Here is a 17,842-nt window from a genome sequence, read left to right on the forward strand (position 1 = left end):
ACGAAGTCACCTCACCCGGCCGTATCGCCACCATTATCAATCGCAGAATCGGTTTGTTCAATATACGAGGTCTGACAATTGGACACGAGCTCAGCCTTTTCCCGGTTGGGTCACACCTTCGGGGTCAGGTCTGACAATTGGACACGAGCTCAGCCTTTTCCCGGTTGAGTCCGTGTCCGAATGTCAGACCTGACCCCGATCTTGCATACACGGTTGAGTCCGTGTCCGAATGTCAGACCTGACCCCGATCTTGCATACAAAAACGGGTTCCGGCCTGCACCGGACGGTTACGACGGTTGTTCAACTAACATAGTGGCCAGACAAGGCCGATCAACTCTCCGGATCGGCATGCAGGACGCTGGAGCCGCTTGCGTAGGCGGGCGGATGCAGTTCGGGACAGACGCCGAGCAAGGTACCGCGCCGCAGTCGCAGGCGCGTATAGCGGCTGCGAATGCCGGCCGACATGCCCCAGGCCGCGGCCCAGCGCAGTGCCCGGTCGGTATCCGGGCCGAAGGGCCGCGCCGCCGCAGCCCGGTTCAGGGCTGCAGACATGCGCTCCATCGCGTACAGCTTTCTCATGGAAACAATCTTCGCCATGAGTCCACGATAGACGGTCTGCTGCGCTGCGACAGTGCCTTACTTAACCCAAAATGACATTGCCTCTCAGGAAACGCGGTCGGCGAAGATCGGCGTCAAACCCGCATCCACCGCCTGCAAAGCCTGCCTTGCCATGGCATAGGCACCGTCAAATGATTTCGCTGCAGCAATGAAGCGGCCGTTATGGCAGAACTTCGCGTCCGGCACGCCGGTTACCGCGGCCAGTTCCTCGTCGCGCAGGCCGGCCCAGGGTTCCGGCAGGTCGGCCCGGGCGTCGAAGGAATCGGTGGTCGCCGGCACCGTGTGCAGCATGTAGCGGTCTTCCGACAGGCTGTGGCTGATTACGAACAGCACCTTGGGCATTTCCTTGCGCACCACGGACGTCCACGGCAGTGCGGCGTTCTTCAGGAACAGCAGGCGCCCCTCTTCCATCGGCTCGGCCTGGCGCACCTGGGCCAGCGCCAGCGTGGCGCCGACCCGGTATTTCACGGCATTGGCCATCACGTCGGTGAGGAAGGCCATGGCCTTGCGGAACTGCTCCAGGCGATAGGCCTCGGCCTGGGCACCATAGCCGAGGCGCTGCTCGTCCATCCAGTTCGGGTTGTAGCCCGAGACCACGGCCGACATGCCGTAGCCGCCCGGCGCGTTCTTGGCCGCGCCCACGTCCGACAGATCCAGGTACTGGACGATGTCGCTGTCGATGGCATAGGCCAGCTGCTGCGCGGTGTCGGCATCCAGTTGGTGCCCGGTGTGCAGCGCGGCCAGCGCGGCCACGCAGCGCCCGCCGAATTCGCGCCAGACCAGGCCCGCGCTGGCATAGGGCACGCCGCTGGCGCGCGCGCCCTCGAAGCCTTTCTGGTGATGGTCGAAGCGGCCGGTGGCCGGATCCCAGACGCCGCCGACGTCGACGACGAAATCGGCCGCCTCGATGACGGCGCTGTCGCGGGTGCGCACGATCTCCGCGTCGGGGAACAGGATGTGCAGGGCCGCGACTGCCCATGCGTCGTCGGCATGGAACTTGCCGTTGTGGGTCACGATGACCATTGATTACTCCAGATGCTTTTATGCGAAGGACAGGATCATACCGGCATCTGGGCAAGCCGTTGCGGATGTGTGTAGAGAACGTGGCGCCCTCCGCGCACGAAACCGGCCAGCGTGAGGCCGGCCTGCTCCGCCAGCTTCACCGCCAGCGCGGTCGGCGCCGAAATCGCGGCCAGCAGCGGAAAGCCCGCGCGCGCCGCCTTCTGCACCATCTCGAAGCTGGCGCGGCTCGTGACCACCGCGAAGCCGCCGGCCATGTCGCACCTGGCCGTCACCAGTGCGCCGACCAGCTTGTCGAGCGCATTGTGGCGGCCCACGTCTTCGCGCACGCACAGCAAGGCGCCGTCGCGGTCGGCCCAGCCGGCGGCGTGCACCGCGCCGGTCGCGAGGTGCAGCTGCTGGCGCGCCGACATGGCGGCCATCGCGTGGTGCAGCGCGGCGTGTTCGAAGACGGTGGCCGCAGCGCCGGCCTGCGGCGGATCCATGGCGTCGTCCTCGAACCAGGCCAGGCTCTCGACCCCGCACAGGCCGCAGCCGGTCTTGCCCGTGCGTGCGCGGCGCGATTCCTTCAGGCGCATCAGGGCGCCGGAGGCGATGCGCATCTCGATGACGATGCCATTGCAGGTTTCTTCGACCTCGATGTCGTGGATGTCGCGCGCATGGCGCACGATGCGCTCGCCGAGCGAAAAGCCGACCGCGAAATCCTCCAGGTCCTGGGGCGAGGCCAGCATCACGGCGTGGCTGATGCCGTTGTAGCTCAGCGCCACCGGCACTTCGTCGGCCACGACCTCGTGGCCCGCTTCCAAGCGTCCATCGGCCCAGCAGGCGGCCGGCAGCCTGGACGCGCCTTCCGGCGCGAAGAAGGCGTCGCCGGCGTTCACGTCACCCTCCCATCGCGTTCGAGGATGACGTCGATCGCCTTGGCCGCCGGCACCTTGCTTTCCTTGGCGTGGTGCCACAGCGGGATGAGCGGATTGAGCTCGGGGAAGTAGCCGGCGATGCAGCCCGCGGGCACGTCGTAGGGCACGACGGCCAGGCCGCCGATGCGCCGCTCGACGCCATCGTCCGTCGCAGTGCGCAGCGCCACCAGGTCGCCCTGGGCCAGCGCATGCTTGGCCATGTCGGCGCGTGCCATGAAGATCACCATGCGGCTGCCGTAGACGCCGCGGAAACGGTCGTCATGGCTGTAGATCGTCGTGTTGAACTGGCCGTCGCTGCGCACCGTGAACAGGCGCAGCGTCGCATTGCCGCCGGCCAGGTCGGGATTGCCTTTCAAGTCCTCGGGCACCGTGAACGTCGCCTTGCCGCTCTCGGTCTTCCAGACCCGGTCGGCCGCGGCGATGGGCTTGCGAAAACCTCCCGGCGTCCACATGCGCTCATTGAAATCGTGGAAGATCTCGGGATAGGTCTCGGCGATCGCCTCGCGCACGCTGCCGTAGTCGGCCACCCAGCGGTCCCAGTCCACGCGCGGATTGGGCGCGAGCGTGGCCTTGGCGATGCCGGCCACGATGGCCGGTTCCGACAGCAGCGTAGGGGCCACCGGCTCTGCCATGCCGCGCGAGCCGTGCATGCAGGCGGTGCTGTCCTCGATGCTCACGGCCTGCGGCCCGCCGGCCTGGCGGTCGATCTCGATCCGGCCCAGGCAAGGCAGGATGTAGGACGCCTTGCCGTGAATGACGTGGTTGCGATTGAGCTTGGTGGCGATCTGCACGGTCAACGGCAGCTCGCGCCAGGCCGCTTCCATCAGGCCGCGCTCCGGCACCGCGCGCACGAAGTTGCCGCCCAGGCCAATGAAGGCCTGCAGATCCTTCGCGAGGATGGCTTCGCAGGCTTCCACCGTGTTCATGCCGGTATCGCGCGGCGGCTCGAAACCATATTGTTCCTTGAGCTTGTCGAGCGGCGCGAGCTCGGGCTTTTCGGTGATGCCGACCGTGCGCTGGCCCTGCACGTTCGAGTGGCCGCGCACCGGGCACACGCCGGCGCCGGGCTTGCCGATATTGCCGCGCAGGAGCAGCAGGTTGACCATCATGGTCACGTTTTGCACGCCGTTGCGGTGCTGGGTCAGGCCCATGCCGTAGACCGCCATCACGGCGCTGGACCTGCAGTACACGGCGGCCGCGGCTTCCAGGTCGATGCGCCACAGGCCCGATTCGCGCTCGATGTCCGCCCAGTCGCAGGCCCGCACCGCCGCCTCGAATTCCTCGAAACCCTTGGTGTGCTCCAGCAGGAAGGCGGTGTCGAGCACGCGCCGCGCGCCGCCGTTGCGCGCCGCATCGTCCAGTGCCAGGATCGCCTTGCACAGGCCCATGACGGCGGCCGTGTCGCCGCCCGGCTTGACCTGGAGGTACTGGGTGCTGATGGCCGTTTCCTGCCCGGTCAGCATCTCGAGCGGCGACTGCGGGTTGGTGAAGCTCACCAGCCCGCGCTCGCGCAGCGGATTGAAGGTGATGATCGGCACCCCGCGCTTGCGCGCGGCCTGCAGCTGGTGCAGCATGCGCGGGCTGTTCACGCCCACGTTCTGGCCGAAGAAGAAGATGCAGTCGGTCTGCTCGAAGTCGTCCAGCACCACGGTGCCGACCGGCACGCCGATGGTCTTCTGCAGGCCGACCGAGGTGCTTTCGTGGCACATGTTCGAGCTGTCCGGCAGGTTGTTGTTGCCGTACATGCGCGCCAGCAGGCCGTACATGTAGGAGGTCTCGAGCGAAGCCCGTCCCGAGCTGTAGAACACGACTTTCTCCGGATCATAGCCGCGCAGGGACGCGCCGATCTCGGCGAAGGCCTGTTCCCAGCCGATCTCGCGGTACTTGTCGGTGTGCGCGTCGTAGCGCAGCGGCACGGTCAGGCGCCCCTGGTCTTCCAGCCGGTGGTCGTCCCAGTCTTCCAGCCCGGTGACGGTGTGCTGCTCGAAAAAGTCGGCCCGAATCGTCTTGCTGGTGGTTTCCCAGGCCGTGGCCTTGGCGCCGCTTTCGCAGAACTCGAAGGGGTGCGGGTTGGCCGGCTTGGCCCAGGCGCAGCTCACGCAGGCATAGCCGTCCGGCTTGTTCTGCTTGAGCAGCAGCCGGCTATCCTTGAGCGGCACCCGCTGGTCGAACAGGATGGTGGTGACTTCGCTGAGGGAACCCCAGCCTCCGGCCGGCATCGTCGGGTCTTCGATGCGTACATCTGAACGCTTGCTCATGACTGCTCCTCGCTGATGGAAGGGCCACCCTAGCGGGGTTCATGCCCGGTCTCGGTGCGAATGCGTACAGTCGCAACATATTTCCGAGTCAAATCCCGGACAACATTTCTCCAGCTGCCAGCAAAAATTCTTGCAGGAATATCAATCTTTCGGCGCCTCGATTTTGCGCAAGGAAGGCGCCTGCCGCCGCCTTGTTCCGTGCTGCCGAGCTCGTTAGATTGATGAGACAAGCTCATGCCTAACGCATGGCTGTCATTTCAAGGAGCAACCGCATGAAACGCTTCCTGCCTTATCTGGCCGACGTCGTCCAGCGCTTCAAGGATGGCCTGGCTTCGTCTACCCACGGACCCGCTCCACCGCGACGGCGCCTGCTGCTGGGCAGCGCCATGCTGGCCGCCGCCATCGCCCTGCCCCATCCCGCCGGCGCCCAGGACTGGCTCGGCCAGCGCTGGAACACCACCTGGGGTACGGCGCCGGCCGGCCCGCCGCCCGAGGCCAGCCTGCAGACCTTTACCGACCAGACCGTGCGCCTGGTAGTCCATACCAGCATCGGCGGCAACCGCGTGCGCATCCGGCTGTCGAACGAAATGGGCAGCGTGCCGCTCACCGTGGGCGCCGCGCGCATCGGGCTGCGCGCCGGCGGGTCCGACGTCGCGGCCGGCACCGACCGCGCGCTCACCTTCGGGGGGCGCAGTGCGGTGACGATCCCACCCGGCGCGCCGGTGCTGTCCGATCCGGTGGAGCTGAACGTTCCGCCCTTGTCCGACCTGGCGGTCAGCCTCTACCTGCCGGGCACCGTGCAGGCCACCACCCTGCACGCGCTGGCGCTGCAGACCGGCTACGTCTCGCTGCCCGGCAACTTCACGGCCGCCGCGACCCTGCCGGTGCAGCGCACGATCGCCATCTGGCCCTTCCTGACGGCGGTCGAAGTCGACACCGCGGGCCTGTCGATCGTGGCCCTGGGCGACTCGATCACCGACGGCACCCGCAGCACGCCGGATACCAACAACCGCTGGCCGGACTGGCTGGCGCGGCGCCTGCAGACCGAGCGCGATGCGATCCTCGGCATCCACCAGCGCCTGGGCGTGGTCAACCGCGGCATCAGCGGCAACCGGCTGCTGGGCAACTCGCCCAATCCCCTGGCCGGGCGCAGCGCGCTGGAACGCTTCGACCGCGACGTGCTCTCCACCGCCGGGGTGCGCATCCTGGTGGTCCTCATCGGCATCAACGACATCGGCAACAGCTCGCCCGCCAACCCGGTGACGGCGGAAGACCTGATCGCCGGCTACCGCCAGCTGATCGCCCGCGCCCACGCCAAGGGCATCGCCATCGTCGGCGCCACCCTCACGCCCTTCGAGGGCGCCGGCTACTACTCGCCCGAGAAGGAAGTGGTGCGGCAGGCGGTCAACAACTGGATCCGCAACCACGACGAGTTCGACGCGGTGATCGATTTCGACCGCGCCACGCGCGACCCGGCGCACCCGGCGCGGCTGCTGCCGGCCTACGACAGCGGCGACCACTTGCATCCGAACGACCTGGGCTACCAGGCGATGGGCAATGCGGTGCCCTTGACCTTGCTGCGGCGGATGAACAAGCCGGCAGCGGTCGCGACGCCGTGAATCCACAAACAAGAACCGCCGGCATCGCCGGCGGTTTTTTTACGAATTGCTTCCCGTGCGCGAGGCCGTCGGCAGCGGCCTGCCCGGCTTCCAGGTGCGCGACAGCGCCTGCGCTTCCTCGATCTGCTCCTGCGTCATCTGGCGCGAGATCGCGGCGCGCTGTTCGACCGCGTTGTGGTTGCCGCTGGCCGCCGCCAGGTTCCACAGCATGTAGGCCAGCACCATGTCCTGGGGCATGCCGGCCTGGTGGTAGCGGTACATCAGTCCCAGCGCGTGCTGGGCTTCGCCATGGCCCTGCTCGGCCGCCTTGCGGAACCACGACACCGCGTGGCGCTGGTCCTGCGGCACGGCGTTGCCGGTGTAGTACATGGCGCCGACGACGTATTGCGCGTCCGCCTTGCCCTGCTGGGCCGCCTTGTGGTGCCACGAGTAGGCCTGCTTGTAGTCGCGCGCGACGCCCCGGCCCATGTAATACATCAGGCCCAGCAAATGCTGGGCGTCCGCGTGGCCGGAGCGGGCAAGCGGCACGATCTCTTTCAGTGCTGTCGCGTAGTTGCGCGCGTTGTAGGCGCTCGCCCCTTCCGCGAAGCCCGCCTGCGCGCTGGCCTGCAGGCCGAGCGCGAAGGCGATCGCTACGAATAGTTTTTTCATGTCTCGTACATCGGATCAGGATCTCTGCGTACCCTTGGTGTCCGTGAGGACTCCCATTGTTCTTGTCGGCTGGCGCTCGTTTTGCTCGTGCTGCGCTGGTTCTCGTTCTTCCCTGCCCGGCTGCCTTACTTCCAGTTGACCTTGCCCAGTCCGTCGACGCTGACCTTGCGGTTGGCCGGCTTGCCGTGCACCGTCACCGAGCCCATGCCCGACAGGGTCAGGTTGGCGCTGTCGCGGGCGGTTACGGTGGCGTTGCCCAGGCCCGACAGCTCCAGCGTGACCTTCTCGGCCGAGAAGGACTGGGCATCGAGCCCGCCCAGCCCGCCCAGTTCCGCCTTGAGCTGCTTGCTGCGGCCCGACAGCGTCACATAGCCGGCGCCGCTCAGGTTCAGCTCGACGTTGTCGCTGTCGATGCCATGCAATTTCATGCTGCCGACGCCGCCCAGGTTGGCGCTGAGGACCCTGTAATTACATGATACATTCATTGAGCCGGCCCCATCGAGGTTGAGCTCGAGCTCATCGCCCGAAAAACCGCTGACCGTGGTGCCGCCGACGCTCTCCGAGCTCACTTCGCGCAGGTTCGGCAGGGTCAGTTCGGCATGCAGGCCCATGCTGCGGCCCAGGTTGATGCTCACGCCGCGGGTCTCGGTGCCGATGTTGAGGGTGTCGCCGCTTTGCAGCGTGGTGGTCTTGCCCAGCAGGCGCGGGTCGCCGCTCAGTACCAGCATCGGCGTGGCGCCCTGGCGGATCTTCAGGTCCACCACCCCATCGAGCTTGACGCGCACCACGCGCGCGTCGACCGGCCGGCTCTCCGTGACCCTTTCGGTTGCGGCAAGGGCGGCGCCCATGAAGGTGAACAGCGCAGCGCACAGTGCGGCGAAAACAGCGCCGAGCTTGACAAGGTGTTTCATTACATTCTCCACATACATATAGATAGTTCCGGCGGTCGGACGCTGCCGGCCGGATAGGCCAGCTCGTCCGCACCATGTCCGGCAACCCGGGCTGCCCGGGTCGCGGTCTTAGCATGTTGCAACTATATCGGTTCCGGCCGCCGCCCCCTACCGCCCTGCGATGAACTGCATAAAACGCGGCCCAGGGCGGCATATGGCGGGATGGAGCTCCCTTATCATCCTGAAACATTCCTTGGACTTAACGCAAACTTTTCATCAAAAAAAGATTAATTATTGGCATGTCTTTGCGCTAATATGCAGCGCATGATGGCCACGGCCGTCAGTGGAATCACCCTTACCGCTCACCTTCCCGAGTACATTTTCGAGGTCACCAATGCGCATGCGCCAATTACCTGTTTTGCTGGCCGGGCTCACCTTCTCGCTGTCGGCCTTCGCCGCCACCGCGGACCAGTGGACCCTGCCCGTCAACGTCAAGAAGCTGGATAACGGCCTGACGGTCATCGTCACCGAAGACCACAGTTCGCCGACCGTCGGCGTCTCGGTCGTCTACCACGTGGGCATGCGCCTGGAACCCCGCAACCGTACCGGCTTCGCCCACCTGTTCGAGCACCTGATGTTCCAGGGCACGCCGAACGCCAAGAAGGGCGTGTTCGACACCACCATCACCGGCGGCGGCGGACGCAACAACGGCTCGACCCGTCCCGACTACACCAACTACATCGAGACCGCGCCGGTATCGGCGCTGGAGCCGATCCTGTGGCTGGAAGCGGACCGCATGAAGACCCTCGACTTCAATGCCGCGACCCTGAAGAACCAGCAGGACGTGGTCAAGGAAGAGATCCGCGTGAACGTGAAGAACCAGCCGTACGGCGGCTTCATGTGGATCGACATCAGCCAGCAGGCCTTCCAGAAGTGGGAGAACAACCACGACGGCTACGGCAGCTTCGAGGACCTCGAGAACGCCAGCCTGGACGACGTGCGCGCCTTCCACCGCGACTACTACGGCCCGAACAATGCGGTGATCGCGATTGCCGGCGACATCACGCCTAGCCAGGGCTTCGCGCTGGCCGAGAAATACTTCGGCAAGATCCCTGCCCGTCCAACCCCGAAAGCCACCGATTTTTCCGAAGGCCTGAACACGGTCGAGAAGCGCATCGTGCAAAGCGACGCCCTGGCCCAGGTGCCGGCCGTGGCCGCAGCGTGGAAGATCCCGCCGCGCGGCCACAAGGACCAGGCCGCCGTGGCCGTGCTGGCCGAGGTGCTGGCCGGCGGCGACGCCTCGCTGTTCTACCAGGGCCTGGTCAAGGGCCGCGAGATCGCGCTCAACGTCGACACCCTGTTCGGCCTGACCGGCCCGTTCGAATACGACGGCCCGACCCTGCTCACCGTGTTCGCGCTGTACAAGCCCAACAGCAGCGCCGACGCGCTGCTCAAGGCGATGGACGAGGAGATCGGCAAGGTCGCGCAGAACGGCGTCGATGCCGCCACCCTCAAGCGCGTCAAGACCCGCATGCTGGCCGACTGGAACAACCAGCTGGAAAGCTTCATCAACCGCGCCGACATGATGGCCAAGATGCAGGTGCTGTGGGGCGACGCCAACGTGGTCAACAAGATCCCGGGCTGGATCGAAGGCGTGACCTCGAGCGACATCCAGCGCGCGGTGCGCACCTACCTGGTGCCGACCAACCGTACCGTCATCGACCGCAAGCCGGCCGCCATGCTGGCGGCCCCCGCCGCCGCCACCCCTGCCGCCGCACCTGCCGGCGCCAACAAATAAGGAGCGCATCATGAACAAACTGATGCCTGTACTGGCAACCTCGCTGGCTGTCTCCCTGGCGTTCGCGCCGGCAGCCTGGGCCGCGCCTGCCGCGGAAAAAGAACTGACCATGCCTGCCTATGGCAAGGACAAGCCGATCCCCGTGCCGAAGATCGCCAAGAAGACGCTGGCCAACGGCCTGAACGTCTGGGTGGTGCCGCGCAAGGGCCTGCCGCGCGTGGACTTCGTGCTGGCCGTGCGTAACGCCGGCTTTGCCGCGGATGCGCCCGCGACGCCGGCCTTCGCCACCATGATGGCCGGCCTGCTCAGCGAAGGCACGGCCAAGCGCGACTCGCGCGCCATCGCCGAAGCCGCGCAAGGCATGGGCGGCGAGATCGGCGCCAGCGCCAACGCCGACGGCATCGTCGTCTCGGGCAATGCGCTGTCGTCGCAGGCCGCACAGATGGCCCAGCTGCTGGCCGAAGTCGCCCGCACCCCGGCCTTCCCGGAAAACGAGGTGCAGCTGGCCAAGACCAATGCGCTGCAGGCGCTGCGCGTGTCCGAGACCCAGCCGACCTTCCGCGCCGAGCGCGCAATCAGCAAGGCCATCTATGGCGAGCACCCGTACAGCCGCACCACCCCGACCGCGGAGGCGATCAATGCCGTGACCCAGGACATGCTGCGCACCGAGCACGCGCGCCGCGTGCGCCCGGACCGCGCCCTGCTCGTGATCACCGGCCGCATCACCGAAGCCGAGGGACTCAAGCTGGCGCAGCAGGCATTCGGCGATTGGAAGGCCAGCGGCCCGGCAGCGCCGGACACCGCCGCGGCGCCCGCGGCGGCCAAGCCGGCGCGCATCCTGCTGCAGCGTAACGGCAGCGTGCAGTCGACCCTGCGCCTGGGCAGCCCCGGCATCGCCGCCAGCGCCGAGGAACAGGTCCCGCTGCGCCTGGCCAGCACCATCCTGGGCGGCGGCTTCTCGAGCCGCGTCAACATCAAGCTGCGCGAGGAAAAGGGCTATACCTACGGCGCCTCGGCCGGCGCCCGCATGAACCGTGCAGGCGGCGCCATCGTCGGCGGCGCCGACGTGCGCAACGAAGTGACCGGTGCGGCGCTGAACGAGTACTTCAGCGAGTACAAGCGCATCGGTGCGGACCTGGTGCAGCCGAAGGAAATGGAGATGAACAAGCGCTACGTGGCCGGCGGCTACATGATCAGCAACCAGCTGCAGCGCTCGGTGGCCGGCACCCTGGCGCAGAACTGGTTGGTCGGCCTGCCGCCCGAGTTCCTGGGCCAGTACGTGCCGCGCATCCAGAAGGTCACGCCGGAGCAGGTACGCGACGTAGCGAAGAAGTACTTCTCGCCTGAGAGCCAGTCGATCGTGGTCGTGGGCGACCAGGCTGCGGTGGGCGAGCAGCTCAAGGCCTTTGGGGAGTTTACGGTGCAGGAGAAGTAATTCGCTTCGTGCTGAAGTAGAAAAGCCCCGCGCTTACGGGGCTTTTTTTATGTTCGCGGTGTGCGGGCAATCACCAGCACATCAATCAGCCGCCAGCTTCATCAGGACCAACCCGCACACGATCAACACCGCGGCAATCGCACGCATCGGATTGAACTGCTCGCCCAGCAGCGTAACGCCCACCACGAACGCCCCCACCGCACCGATCCCGGTCCAGATGGTGTACGCGGTCCCCAGTGGAATCGTCCGCATCGCCGCGGCGAGCAGGAAAAAGCTGATGGCCATCGCGGCCAAGGTGACGACGGTGGGCCACAAGCGGGTGAACCCGCTCGACTGTTTCATCGCATACGCCCACACGACTTCGAAGATTCCCGCTACCAGCAACATGATCCAGGCCATATCCCGGCTCTCCTTTCGAAAAGCCGGGCCGTCCCGGTCATTCAGTCCCGCTATGGGGGAGGCCGTTCCTCCAGCAAGTAGTCTAGCCTAGCCTTTGAGCGCCTGCTCGAGGTCGTCCAGTTCGGCCGGCTTGACCAGGTGGGCATCGAAGCCGGCTTCCAGGGCGCGCTTGCGGTCTTCGGGCGAGCCGTAGCCGGTGTGGGCGACTAGGCGAATGCCGGCCAGCGCCGGGTTCTTCTTGATGCGGCGCGCGACTTCGTAGCCGTCGATGCCCGGCAGGCCGATGTCGAGCACGATCACCTGCGGCCGGTGATGCAGCGCCAGGCCCTCGATCTGCGCGGCGTCCGAGGTCGTGCAGGTCTCGTAGCCCATCTCGGACAGCAGGAAGCCCATCATCTCCATGGCGTCGACATTGTCGTCCACCAGCAGCACCCGCAGGCCGCTGCCGCCGGCGTCAAGGGCGGGAATGCATTCCAGGCTGGGCGAGGCCGGGGCCACGTGCAGCAGGGGCAGCTCCACCGTGAAGGTGCTGCCCATGCCGATGCCCGGGCTCTCGGCCATCAGGCGCCCGCCGTGCAGCTCGAGCAGGTGCGACACCAGCGACAGGCCAATTCCGAGGCCTTCCGGCGCGCGGTCGGGCGGCACGTCGACCTGGGCGAACATGCCGAAGATGCGCGGCAGGTTGTCCTCGGCAATGCCGATGCCGGTGTCGTGCACCGAGATGCGCACGCGGTGCTCGCCGCGCAGGCTGGCGGAGATGGTGATCGTGCCGCCCTGCGGCGTGAACTTGGCGGCGTTGTGCAGCAGGTTGCCGATCGACTGGGCCAGGCGCACCGGGTCGCCCGACACCCAGACCTCCTGCTCCGGCAGCTTCACTTCCAGGCGGTGGCGCCGCGCCGTGATGAGCGGGCCCGCGGTCTCGATGGCCTGGTGCACCACGGTGCCGAGATTGACGTCTTCGCGCCGCAGCACGATCTTGCCTTCCGAGATGCGCGCCACGTCCAGCAGGTCGTCCACCAGGTGGGCCAGGTGGTCGACCTGGCGCGTGATGACTTCGCGCGCGCGCGCCTGGCGCTCGCCGCTGCTGTCGCCGGCGGTGCCCAGCAGGGCCGCGGCATTGCGAATCGGGCTGAGCGGATTGCGCAGTTCGTGCGCCAGCGTGGCCAGGAACTGGTTCTTGTTGCGGTCGGCGGCGCGCAGCAGCGCTTCCATTTCCTTGCGGGCGGTGATGTCGCTGGTCACGCGCGCCACGCGGTAGACGTCGCCGCGCTGGCCGCGCACCGGGAACAGGCGGTCGCGCACCCAGCGCGTCTTGCCGTCCTGCCCGGTCAGGCGGAATTCCTCGTCGTAGTGCGGCATCAGGGCCAGCTGCTCCCAGCGCTGCGCCATGCGCGCGCGGTCGTCCGGATGCACGGCGTCGAGCCATGAAGCCGGTTGCCCGCGCAAGGCGTCGCTGCTGCGTCCCCACAGCACCGGGTAGGCCGGGCTGACGTACACCAGCTCCGCATCCGGCACGGAAAACATCCAGAACACGTCGTCGATGTTGTCGGTGATCTGGCGGAAGCGCTCCTCGCTGTCGCGCAGGTCGACCTGGGTCTGGCGCATGCGCACCAGGGCGTTGACGTTCGCAATGAGCTCATCGGCCTCGATCGGGGCGGCCAGGTAGTTGTCGGCGCCGCCTTCCAGGCCGCGGATCTTGTCGGCGCGTCCGGTCAATGCGGCCGACGTCTGCAGCACCAGCACCATGCTGCTGTCCGGGTTGGCCTTGATGCGGCGGCACACTTCGATGCCGTTAATGTCGGGCAGCTTCACGTCGAGCAGCACCAGGGTCGGGTGCTGCTCGCGCACGATCTCGAGCGCGTCGGTGCCGTTGGCCGCCTCGATGACCTCGAAGCCGGCGCTTTGCAGGATGCGGGTCTTGGCATAGCGCGCGCCGTCGTTGTCGTCGACGTTCAGGATCGTGGGAGTCTTGGTCGGATGGGAATTCATTCGTTCGTTCCATGGTTGCCATCCCTGGATGGATGGCGGCGCGGCAGTTCCAGTGAAAAGGTCGATCCGGCACCCACCGCGCTGGTGACCAGGACCCGCCCGCCGAGCAGATCGGCCAGTTTGCGGCAAAGCGGCAGCCCCAGCCCCGTACCCTTGCTGCGCCGCTGCAGCGGGTGTTCGATCTGGCTGAACTCTTCGAAGATCAGTTGCAGGTTCTCCTGGCTGATGCCGATGCCGGTATCGGTCACGTCGAAGCGGATCGTGTCCGCGTCCTTGTCCAGCGTGGCCGAGACCCGCACCGAACCGCTCTCGGTGAACTTCAGGGCATTCGAGATGAAGTTGCGCAGGATCTGGGAAATCATCCCTTCGTCGGACTCGAAGGCCTCCGGAATATCGTCCGGCTCGAACACCAGTTCCACCCGCGCTTCGTCCACCAGGGGTCGCAGCATGCCCTTGAGAGCCCGGAACAGGTTGTCGACCACGACCGGATCGAAATGGACCTCGACCTTGCCGGCCTCGATCTTGGCCAGGTCGAGCAGGTCGTTGACCAGCTCGGACAAATCGTTGGCGGCGCTGGCGATGAACTGCACCTGGCGCTCTTGCTCGACGGTCAGGTCGCCGTCCATGCGGTTGAGCAGCAGCTGGGCCAGCGCCCGGATCGAGGACAACGGCGTGCGCAGCTCGTGGCTGGTATTGGACAGGAAACGCGACTTCATCTCGTCCGCCTTGCGCAGGCGCTCGGCCTTGTCTTCGATCTCGGCGTACAGTGCGACGATGCCGCGGTTGGTGTCTTCCAGCTCGCGCGTGAGCGAGATCAGGTCTTCCTGGCGCTCGCGCAGCTCGGACAGCGTGGCCACCAGCTCCTGGTTCTGCAGCTGCAGTTCGTGCAGCGGGTTGGCCACCGGCGTCTCGGCCAGGCGCGCGCTGATCTCCAGCAGCCTGGCGCGGGTCATCGCCGCATCGCGCGGCAGGATCTTGCGCAGCGTGACCTTGCCGATGCCGCCATCGGCGCCGACCGGTTCGGATTCGCACTCGTCCATCAGGCGGTGCGCGGTGACCAGGGCCAGTTCGGGCACCGACAGCGAGTCGGCGTCCGGTGGCAGCATCTGGCGCACCGCTTCGCGCGGACCGGTGCCGGCGACGATCGTCACCTCCAGCTGCTGGTGGCGGCCCTCGTCGTCGAAACTGAAGCTGGCGCGCCCGCCGGAGCCCTGGTGGCAGGCGCTGCGCGCCACTTCCGAGACAGCCGTGCCGATGCGCACCTGGTCCTGCTGCGAAAAGCCCAGCAGCGCCGACAGCTGGCGCGCACGCTGGCGCACCTGCACCACGTCCTCGTCGTTGTCGAGGGCGACATTGAGGATGCGCTGCCCGCTCACGCGGCCGCTCCAGGGGACACTGCGGCCCTGCGCACCACCACCACCATCGCATCGTCGCGGCGACGGATAAAGTCGCGCATCAGCACTGCCGCGATCAGCGCCGTACTGCGGCCCTGCAAGCCGGGATACTTGTCCAGGTCCCACTGGGTCTGGATGCCGTCCGAATGCAGGATGCAGACAGCGCCTGGCGGAAAGGGCACGGAAAATTCCTGCACCTTGCGCATGTTATGGCCGACGATGCCATTGTGCGACACCAGCGCGCGGCGGGTCTCGTCATAGACATAGCCGGCGATGTTGCCGATGCCGGCAAATCGCAGCTCCGAGGTCTGGTAATCGATGCGCGCCACGGCCAGCGCAGCGCCGCGCGTGCCGCGCAGCGCCTCGTGCGCCGACTGGATCAGGCCGGACGCAGTATCCACGGCATGCGCGCTCTTGCTCAAGGCGCCGATCGCCGCGGCCGACGCGCGCGCGGCGTTCGGTCCGTGCCCGAGCCCGTCGGACGCCATCAGCGTGGCCGCGCCAGGCTCGCAACGGACAGCCCAGCCATCCCCGCATTCGTCTTCGCCAGCCAGCGGGGTCAGCATCGCGCCGACCTCGACCCCGCACGGGTCGGGCGGAGGTTCGTCGCGCCACAGCCGCATGAAGAAGACCGAGCCCTTGCCCGGCTCCGAATACACGTCGAATTCATCGGCCTGGCGGCGCATGGAGCCCAGGCCCGTGCCCGATGTGCCGGCCGTGGACATGCCGTCGACCAGGCTGGCCGACAGGTCCAGAATGCCGGGGCCTTCGTCCAGCGCCAGCACGTCGACGCCGACGCCGGCGCTCGACTGGGCCGGCCCGATGTGGATCACGCCGCGGTCCGCGTGCTTGAGGATATTGGTGGCTGCCTCGGTCACGATCAGGGCCAGCTTGCCGGCCCGGGTTTCACTGAAACCCAGGCTGTCCGCCAGCTTCTGCCCTTCCCTGCGCGCCGCCGCGACATCGCTGGCGTGTTCGATCGAACACACCAGCTGCGGCGTCAACGAACTGATCATCGTTTCCATTTCACTATCAGCACTGCTGTCCCTTCGCCGGGACGGCTATCGACCTCGAACTCGTCGACCAGGCGCTTGGAACCGCCGAAACCGAGGCCGAGGCCCCCGCCGGTGGTGAAGCCGTCGCGCAATGCGCTGTCGATGTCCGCGATGCCGGGACCGGCATCGACGAAGATCAGGCCCACGCCCTTGCGCATGCCGTCGTCGAGCGCATCGAGATGCACTTCGCCGCCGCCGCCGTACTTGATGGTATTGCGCGCCAGTTCGCTGGCGGCCGTCACCAGCTTGGTCTGGTCGACCAGCGACAACGCGATGGCCACCGCGCGTTCGCGCACCTGTTTGCGCAGTCCCACGACATCCTCGTCCGACCGCAGGCGCAGGGTAACCCGCGCGGTGCGCTGCTGGCGGTGCAGTTCCAGCAACTCGGTCTCGAACGGGACTGCATTGGTTTGCGCGTCGCCCATTAGCTGAAGCTCTTTCCTAACAGCGCCATGCCTTTTTCGACGTTCAGCGCCGTCTTCACGCCGTGCAGCGTCAGGCCGAGCTCGACGAGGGTAATGGCCACCGCCGGCTGCATGCCGACGACCACGGTCTGGGCATCGAGCACGCGCGCCATGGCGGCGGTATTGCTGATCATGCGGCCGATGAAGGAGTCGACCAGGTCCAGCGCCGAGATATCGATCAGCACGCCCTTGGCGCCGTCGCTGACGATGCGCTGGGTCAGGTCGTCCTGCAGCGTCATGGCCAGGCGGTCATGCATGTCGACCTGGATCGTCACCAGGAGCAGGTCGCCCATGCGCAGGATTGGGATCCGTTCCATGGCGCGCTTATGCCTTGTTCAGGGTGATCGTGGTGCCGGTGCGTTCCAGCGCCACCAGGAAGGCGTCGGCCAGCGTGGCCTTGGTGATCACGTCTTCCAGGTTCACGCCGAGATGCACGATGGTTTGTGCGATCTGCGGGCGGATGCCGCTGATGATGCAGTCCGCGCCCATCAGGCGGGCGGCCGCGATGGTCTTCATCAGGTGCTGCGCCACCAGGGTGTCGACGGTCGGCACGCCGGTGATGTCGATGATGGCGATGATGGCGCCGGTGTCGACGATCTTCTGCAGGATGTTTTCCATCACCACCTGGGTGCGCGCCGAATCGAGGGTGCCGATCAGCGGCAGCGCCAGGATGCCGTTCCACAGCTTGACGACCGGGGTCGACAGCTCCAGCAGTTCCTGCTGCTGGCGCACGATGATCTGGTCCTTGGTCTTCTGGAACACTTCGATGGTGTACAGGCCCAGCTGGTCCAGCAGGGTGCTCACCAGCCACGAGGCTCTGGCCAGGCCCTGCTGGTCGGCGGCGAGGCCGTCGCGCAGGCGGGCGAACACCGGCTGCTTGAACGAGAACACGAAGGTTGCCGTATCGCTCGGGGTCGAGCCGGCCTTGGCGCGCGAGGACGAGATGTCCGCGAGCAGGTCGCGTACTTCGTCCCACGAGCGGTGCTCGATGTTTTCCAGCTCGCCGCTACGGGTTGCCGCGATGAATGCCGCCAGGAACTGCTGCGTATGCGTGCGCAGCTGCTCGCGCGATGCGGTCGTGCCGCGGACCATCAGCGATTCGAGTTGTGCAAGCCATTCGGCGCCGATGGCGCCCTGCTCCTGCTGGAGCAATTGGCTGATCTGGCCCGCGAGATCCGTCGTCGTCATCTTTATTTCCCTTTTTCGAAATTTGGATTTGATGACGCCTGGGCTCGATATCGCCAAGCGTCATTGAATTCTGTAAAACGGCCAACTATACCATTCGAAGTGTTGTATAGATGGCTCTATTGAATTGTTCACAGGACAATTTTG

Annotated in this window: 16 protein-coding genes; 3 read left to right on the top strand and 13 right to left on the bottom strand. The window is 66.5% G+C overall.

Annotation, left to right across the window (positions count from 1 at the left end; genetic code table 11):
- Window positions 1-330 precede the first annotated feature (330 nt).
- The 4 genes from AC3XQU_RS05840 to AC3XQU_RS05855 form a co-directional block, all read right to left on the bottom strand.
- Window positions 331-579: a hypothetical protein gene (locus AC3XQU_RS05840; RefSeq protein WP_489873210.1), complete on the bottom strand. Its 249-nt coding sequence runs from the start codon at window positions 577-579 to the stop codon at window positions 331-333.
- Window positions 580-663: 84 nt separating this feature from the next.
- Window positions 664-1,641, bottom strand: coding sequence for an MYG1 family protein (locus AC3XQU_RS05845; RefSeq protein ID WP_489873211.1), 978 nt, complete (start codon window positions 1,639-1,641; stop codon window positions 664-666).
- 35 nt (window positions 1,642-1,676) lie between these two features.
- Window positions 1,677-2,519 carry a formate dehydrogenase accessory sulfurtransferase FdhD gene (gene fdhD / locus AC3XQU_RS05850; RefSeq protein WP_489873212.1) on the bottom strand — a complete coding sequence of 281 codons (843 nt, stop codon included), beginning with the start codon at window positions 2,517-2,519 and terminating at the stop codon, window positions 1,677-1,679.
- A complete protein-coding gene (locus AC3XQU_RS05855; protein ID WP_489873213.1) occupies window positions 2,516-4,816 on the bottom strand; it encodes an FdhF/YdeP family oxidoreductase in 2,301 nt (766 codons plus the stop codon). Before AC3XQU_RS05855 ends, fdhD begins: the two co-directional genes overlap by 4 nt.
- A 272-nt stretch (window positions 4,817-5,088) precedes the next feature.
- Between AC3XQU_RS05855 and AC3XQU_RS05860 the strand changes: the two genes are divergently transcribed.
- Window positions 5,089-6,435 (top strand): SGNH/GDSL hydrolase family protein, encoded by a 1,347-nt coding sequence (locus tag AC3XQU_RS05860; protein ID WP_489873214.1) that lies wholly within the window; start codon window positions 5,089-5,091, stop codon window positions 6,433-6,435.
- A 39-nt stretch (window positions 6,436-6,474) separates the two neighbouring features.
- On the opposite strand, the gene AC3XQU_RS05865 is transcribed toward AC3XQU_RS05860, so the two are convergent.
- Both AC3XQU_RS05865 and AC3XQU_RS05870 read right to left on the bottom strand, forming a co-directional pair.
- A complete protein-coding gene (locus AC3XQU_RS05865) occupies window positions 6,475-7,086 on the bottom strand; it encodes a tetratricopeptide repeat protein (protein ID WP_489873215.1) in 612 nt (203 codons plus the stop codon).
- Window positions 7,087-7,211: 125 nt separating this feature from the next.
- Window positions 7,212-7,997, bottom strand: a complete 786-nt coding sequence (locus tag AC3XQU_RS05870) for a GIN domain-containing protein (protein WP_489873216.1) — start codon at window positions 7,995-7,997, stop codon at window positions 7,212-7,214.
- Window positions 7,998-8,376: 379 nt separating this feature from the next.
- Between AC3XQU_RS05870 and AC3XQU_RS05875 the strand changes: the two genes are divergently transcribed.
- On the top strand, window positions 8,377-9,774 hold the full coding sequence (locus AC3XQU_RS05875) for a M16 family metallopeptidase (RefSeq protein WP_489873217.1): 1,398 nt from the start codon (window positions 8,377-8,379) through the stop codon (window positions 9,772-9,774).
- A gap of 10 nt (window positions 9,775-9,784) precedes the next feature.
- On the top strand, window positions 9,785-11,209 hold the full coding sequence (locus AC3XQU_RS05880) for a M16 family metallopeptidase (protein WP_489873218.1): 1,425 nt from the start codon (window positions 9,785-9,787) through the stop codon (window positions 11,207-11,209).
- Between the two features lie 81 nt (window positions 11,210-11,290).
- Here the strand turns inward: AC3XQU_RS05880 and AC3XQU_RS05885 are convergent, their stop codons facing one another.
- The 7 genes from AC3XQU_RS05885 to AC3XQU_RS05915 all read right to left on the bottom strand — a co-directional run bounded on the left by AC3XQU_RS05885 (window position 11,291) and on the right by AC3XQU_RS05915 (window position 17,698).
- The gene (locus tag AC3XQU_RS05885; RefSeq protein ID WP_489873219.1) at window positions 11,291-11,608 is read right to left on the bottom strand and encodes a DMT family transporter; all 318 of its coding nucleotides are present in this window, start codon (window positions 11,606-11,608) and stop codon (window positions 11,291-11,293) included.
- 87 nt (window positions 11,609-11,695) lie between these two features.
- Complete coding sequence (locus AC3XQU_RS05890) at window positions 11,696-13,597, bottom strand: hybrid sensor histidine kinase/response regulator (protein ID WP_489873220.1); 1,902 nt, start codon at window positions 13,595-13,597, stop codon at window positions 11,696-11,698.
- Entirely contained in the window at window positions 13,594-14,973 is a 1,380-nt protein-coding gene (locus AC3XQU_RS05895; protein WP_489873221.1) for a sensor histidine kinase, read from the bottom strand. Before AC3XQU_RS05895 ends, AC3XQU_RS05890 begins: the two co-directional genes overlap by 4 nt.
- A complete protein-coding gene (locus AC3XQU_RS05900; protein WP_489873222.1) occupies window positions 14,970-16,007 on the bottom strand; it encodes an ATP-binding SpoIIE family protein phosphatase in 1,038 nt (345 codons plus the stop codon). Before AC3XQU_RS05900 ends, AC3XQU_RS05895 begins: the two co-directional genes overlap by 4 nt.
- Complete coding sequence (locus tag AC3XQU_RS05905) at window positions 16,004-16,471, bottom strand: ATP-binding protein (protein ID WP_489873223.1); 468 nt, start codon at window positions 16,469-16,471, stop codon at window positions 16,004-16,006. Before AC3XQU_RS05905 ends, AC3XQU_RS05900 begins: the two co-directional genes overlap by 4 nt.
- Window positions 16,471-16,827, bottom strand: coding sequence for an STAS domain-containing protein (locus tag AC3XQU_RS05910; protein ID WP_489873224.1), 357 nt, complete (start codon window positions 16,825-16,827; stop codon window positions 16,471-16,473). Before AC3XQU_RS05910 ends, AC3XQU_RS05905 begins: the two co-directional genes overlap by 1 nt.
- Window positions 16,828-16,834: 7 nt before the next feature.
- Window positions 16,835-17,698, bottom strand: coding sequence for an STAS domain-containing protein (locus tag AC3XQU_RS05915; protein WP_489873225.1), 864 nt, complete (start codon window positions 17,696-17,698; stop codon window positions 16,835-16,837).
- Window positions 17,699-17,842: the final 144 nt, after the last annotated feature.

The organism is Telluria sp. AZSoR62 (genome assembly GCF_058111565.1).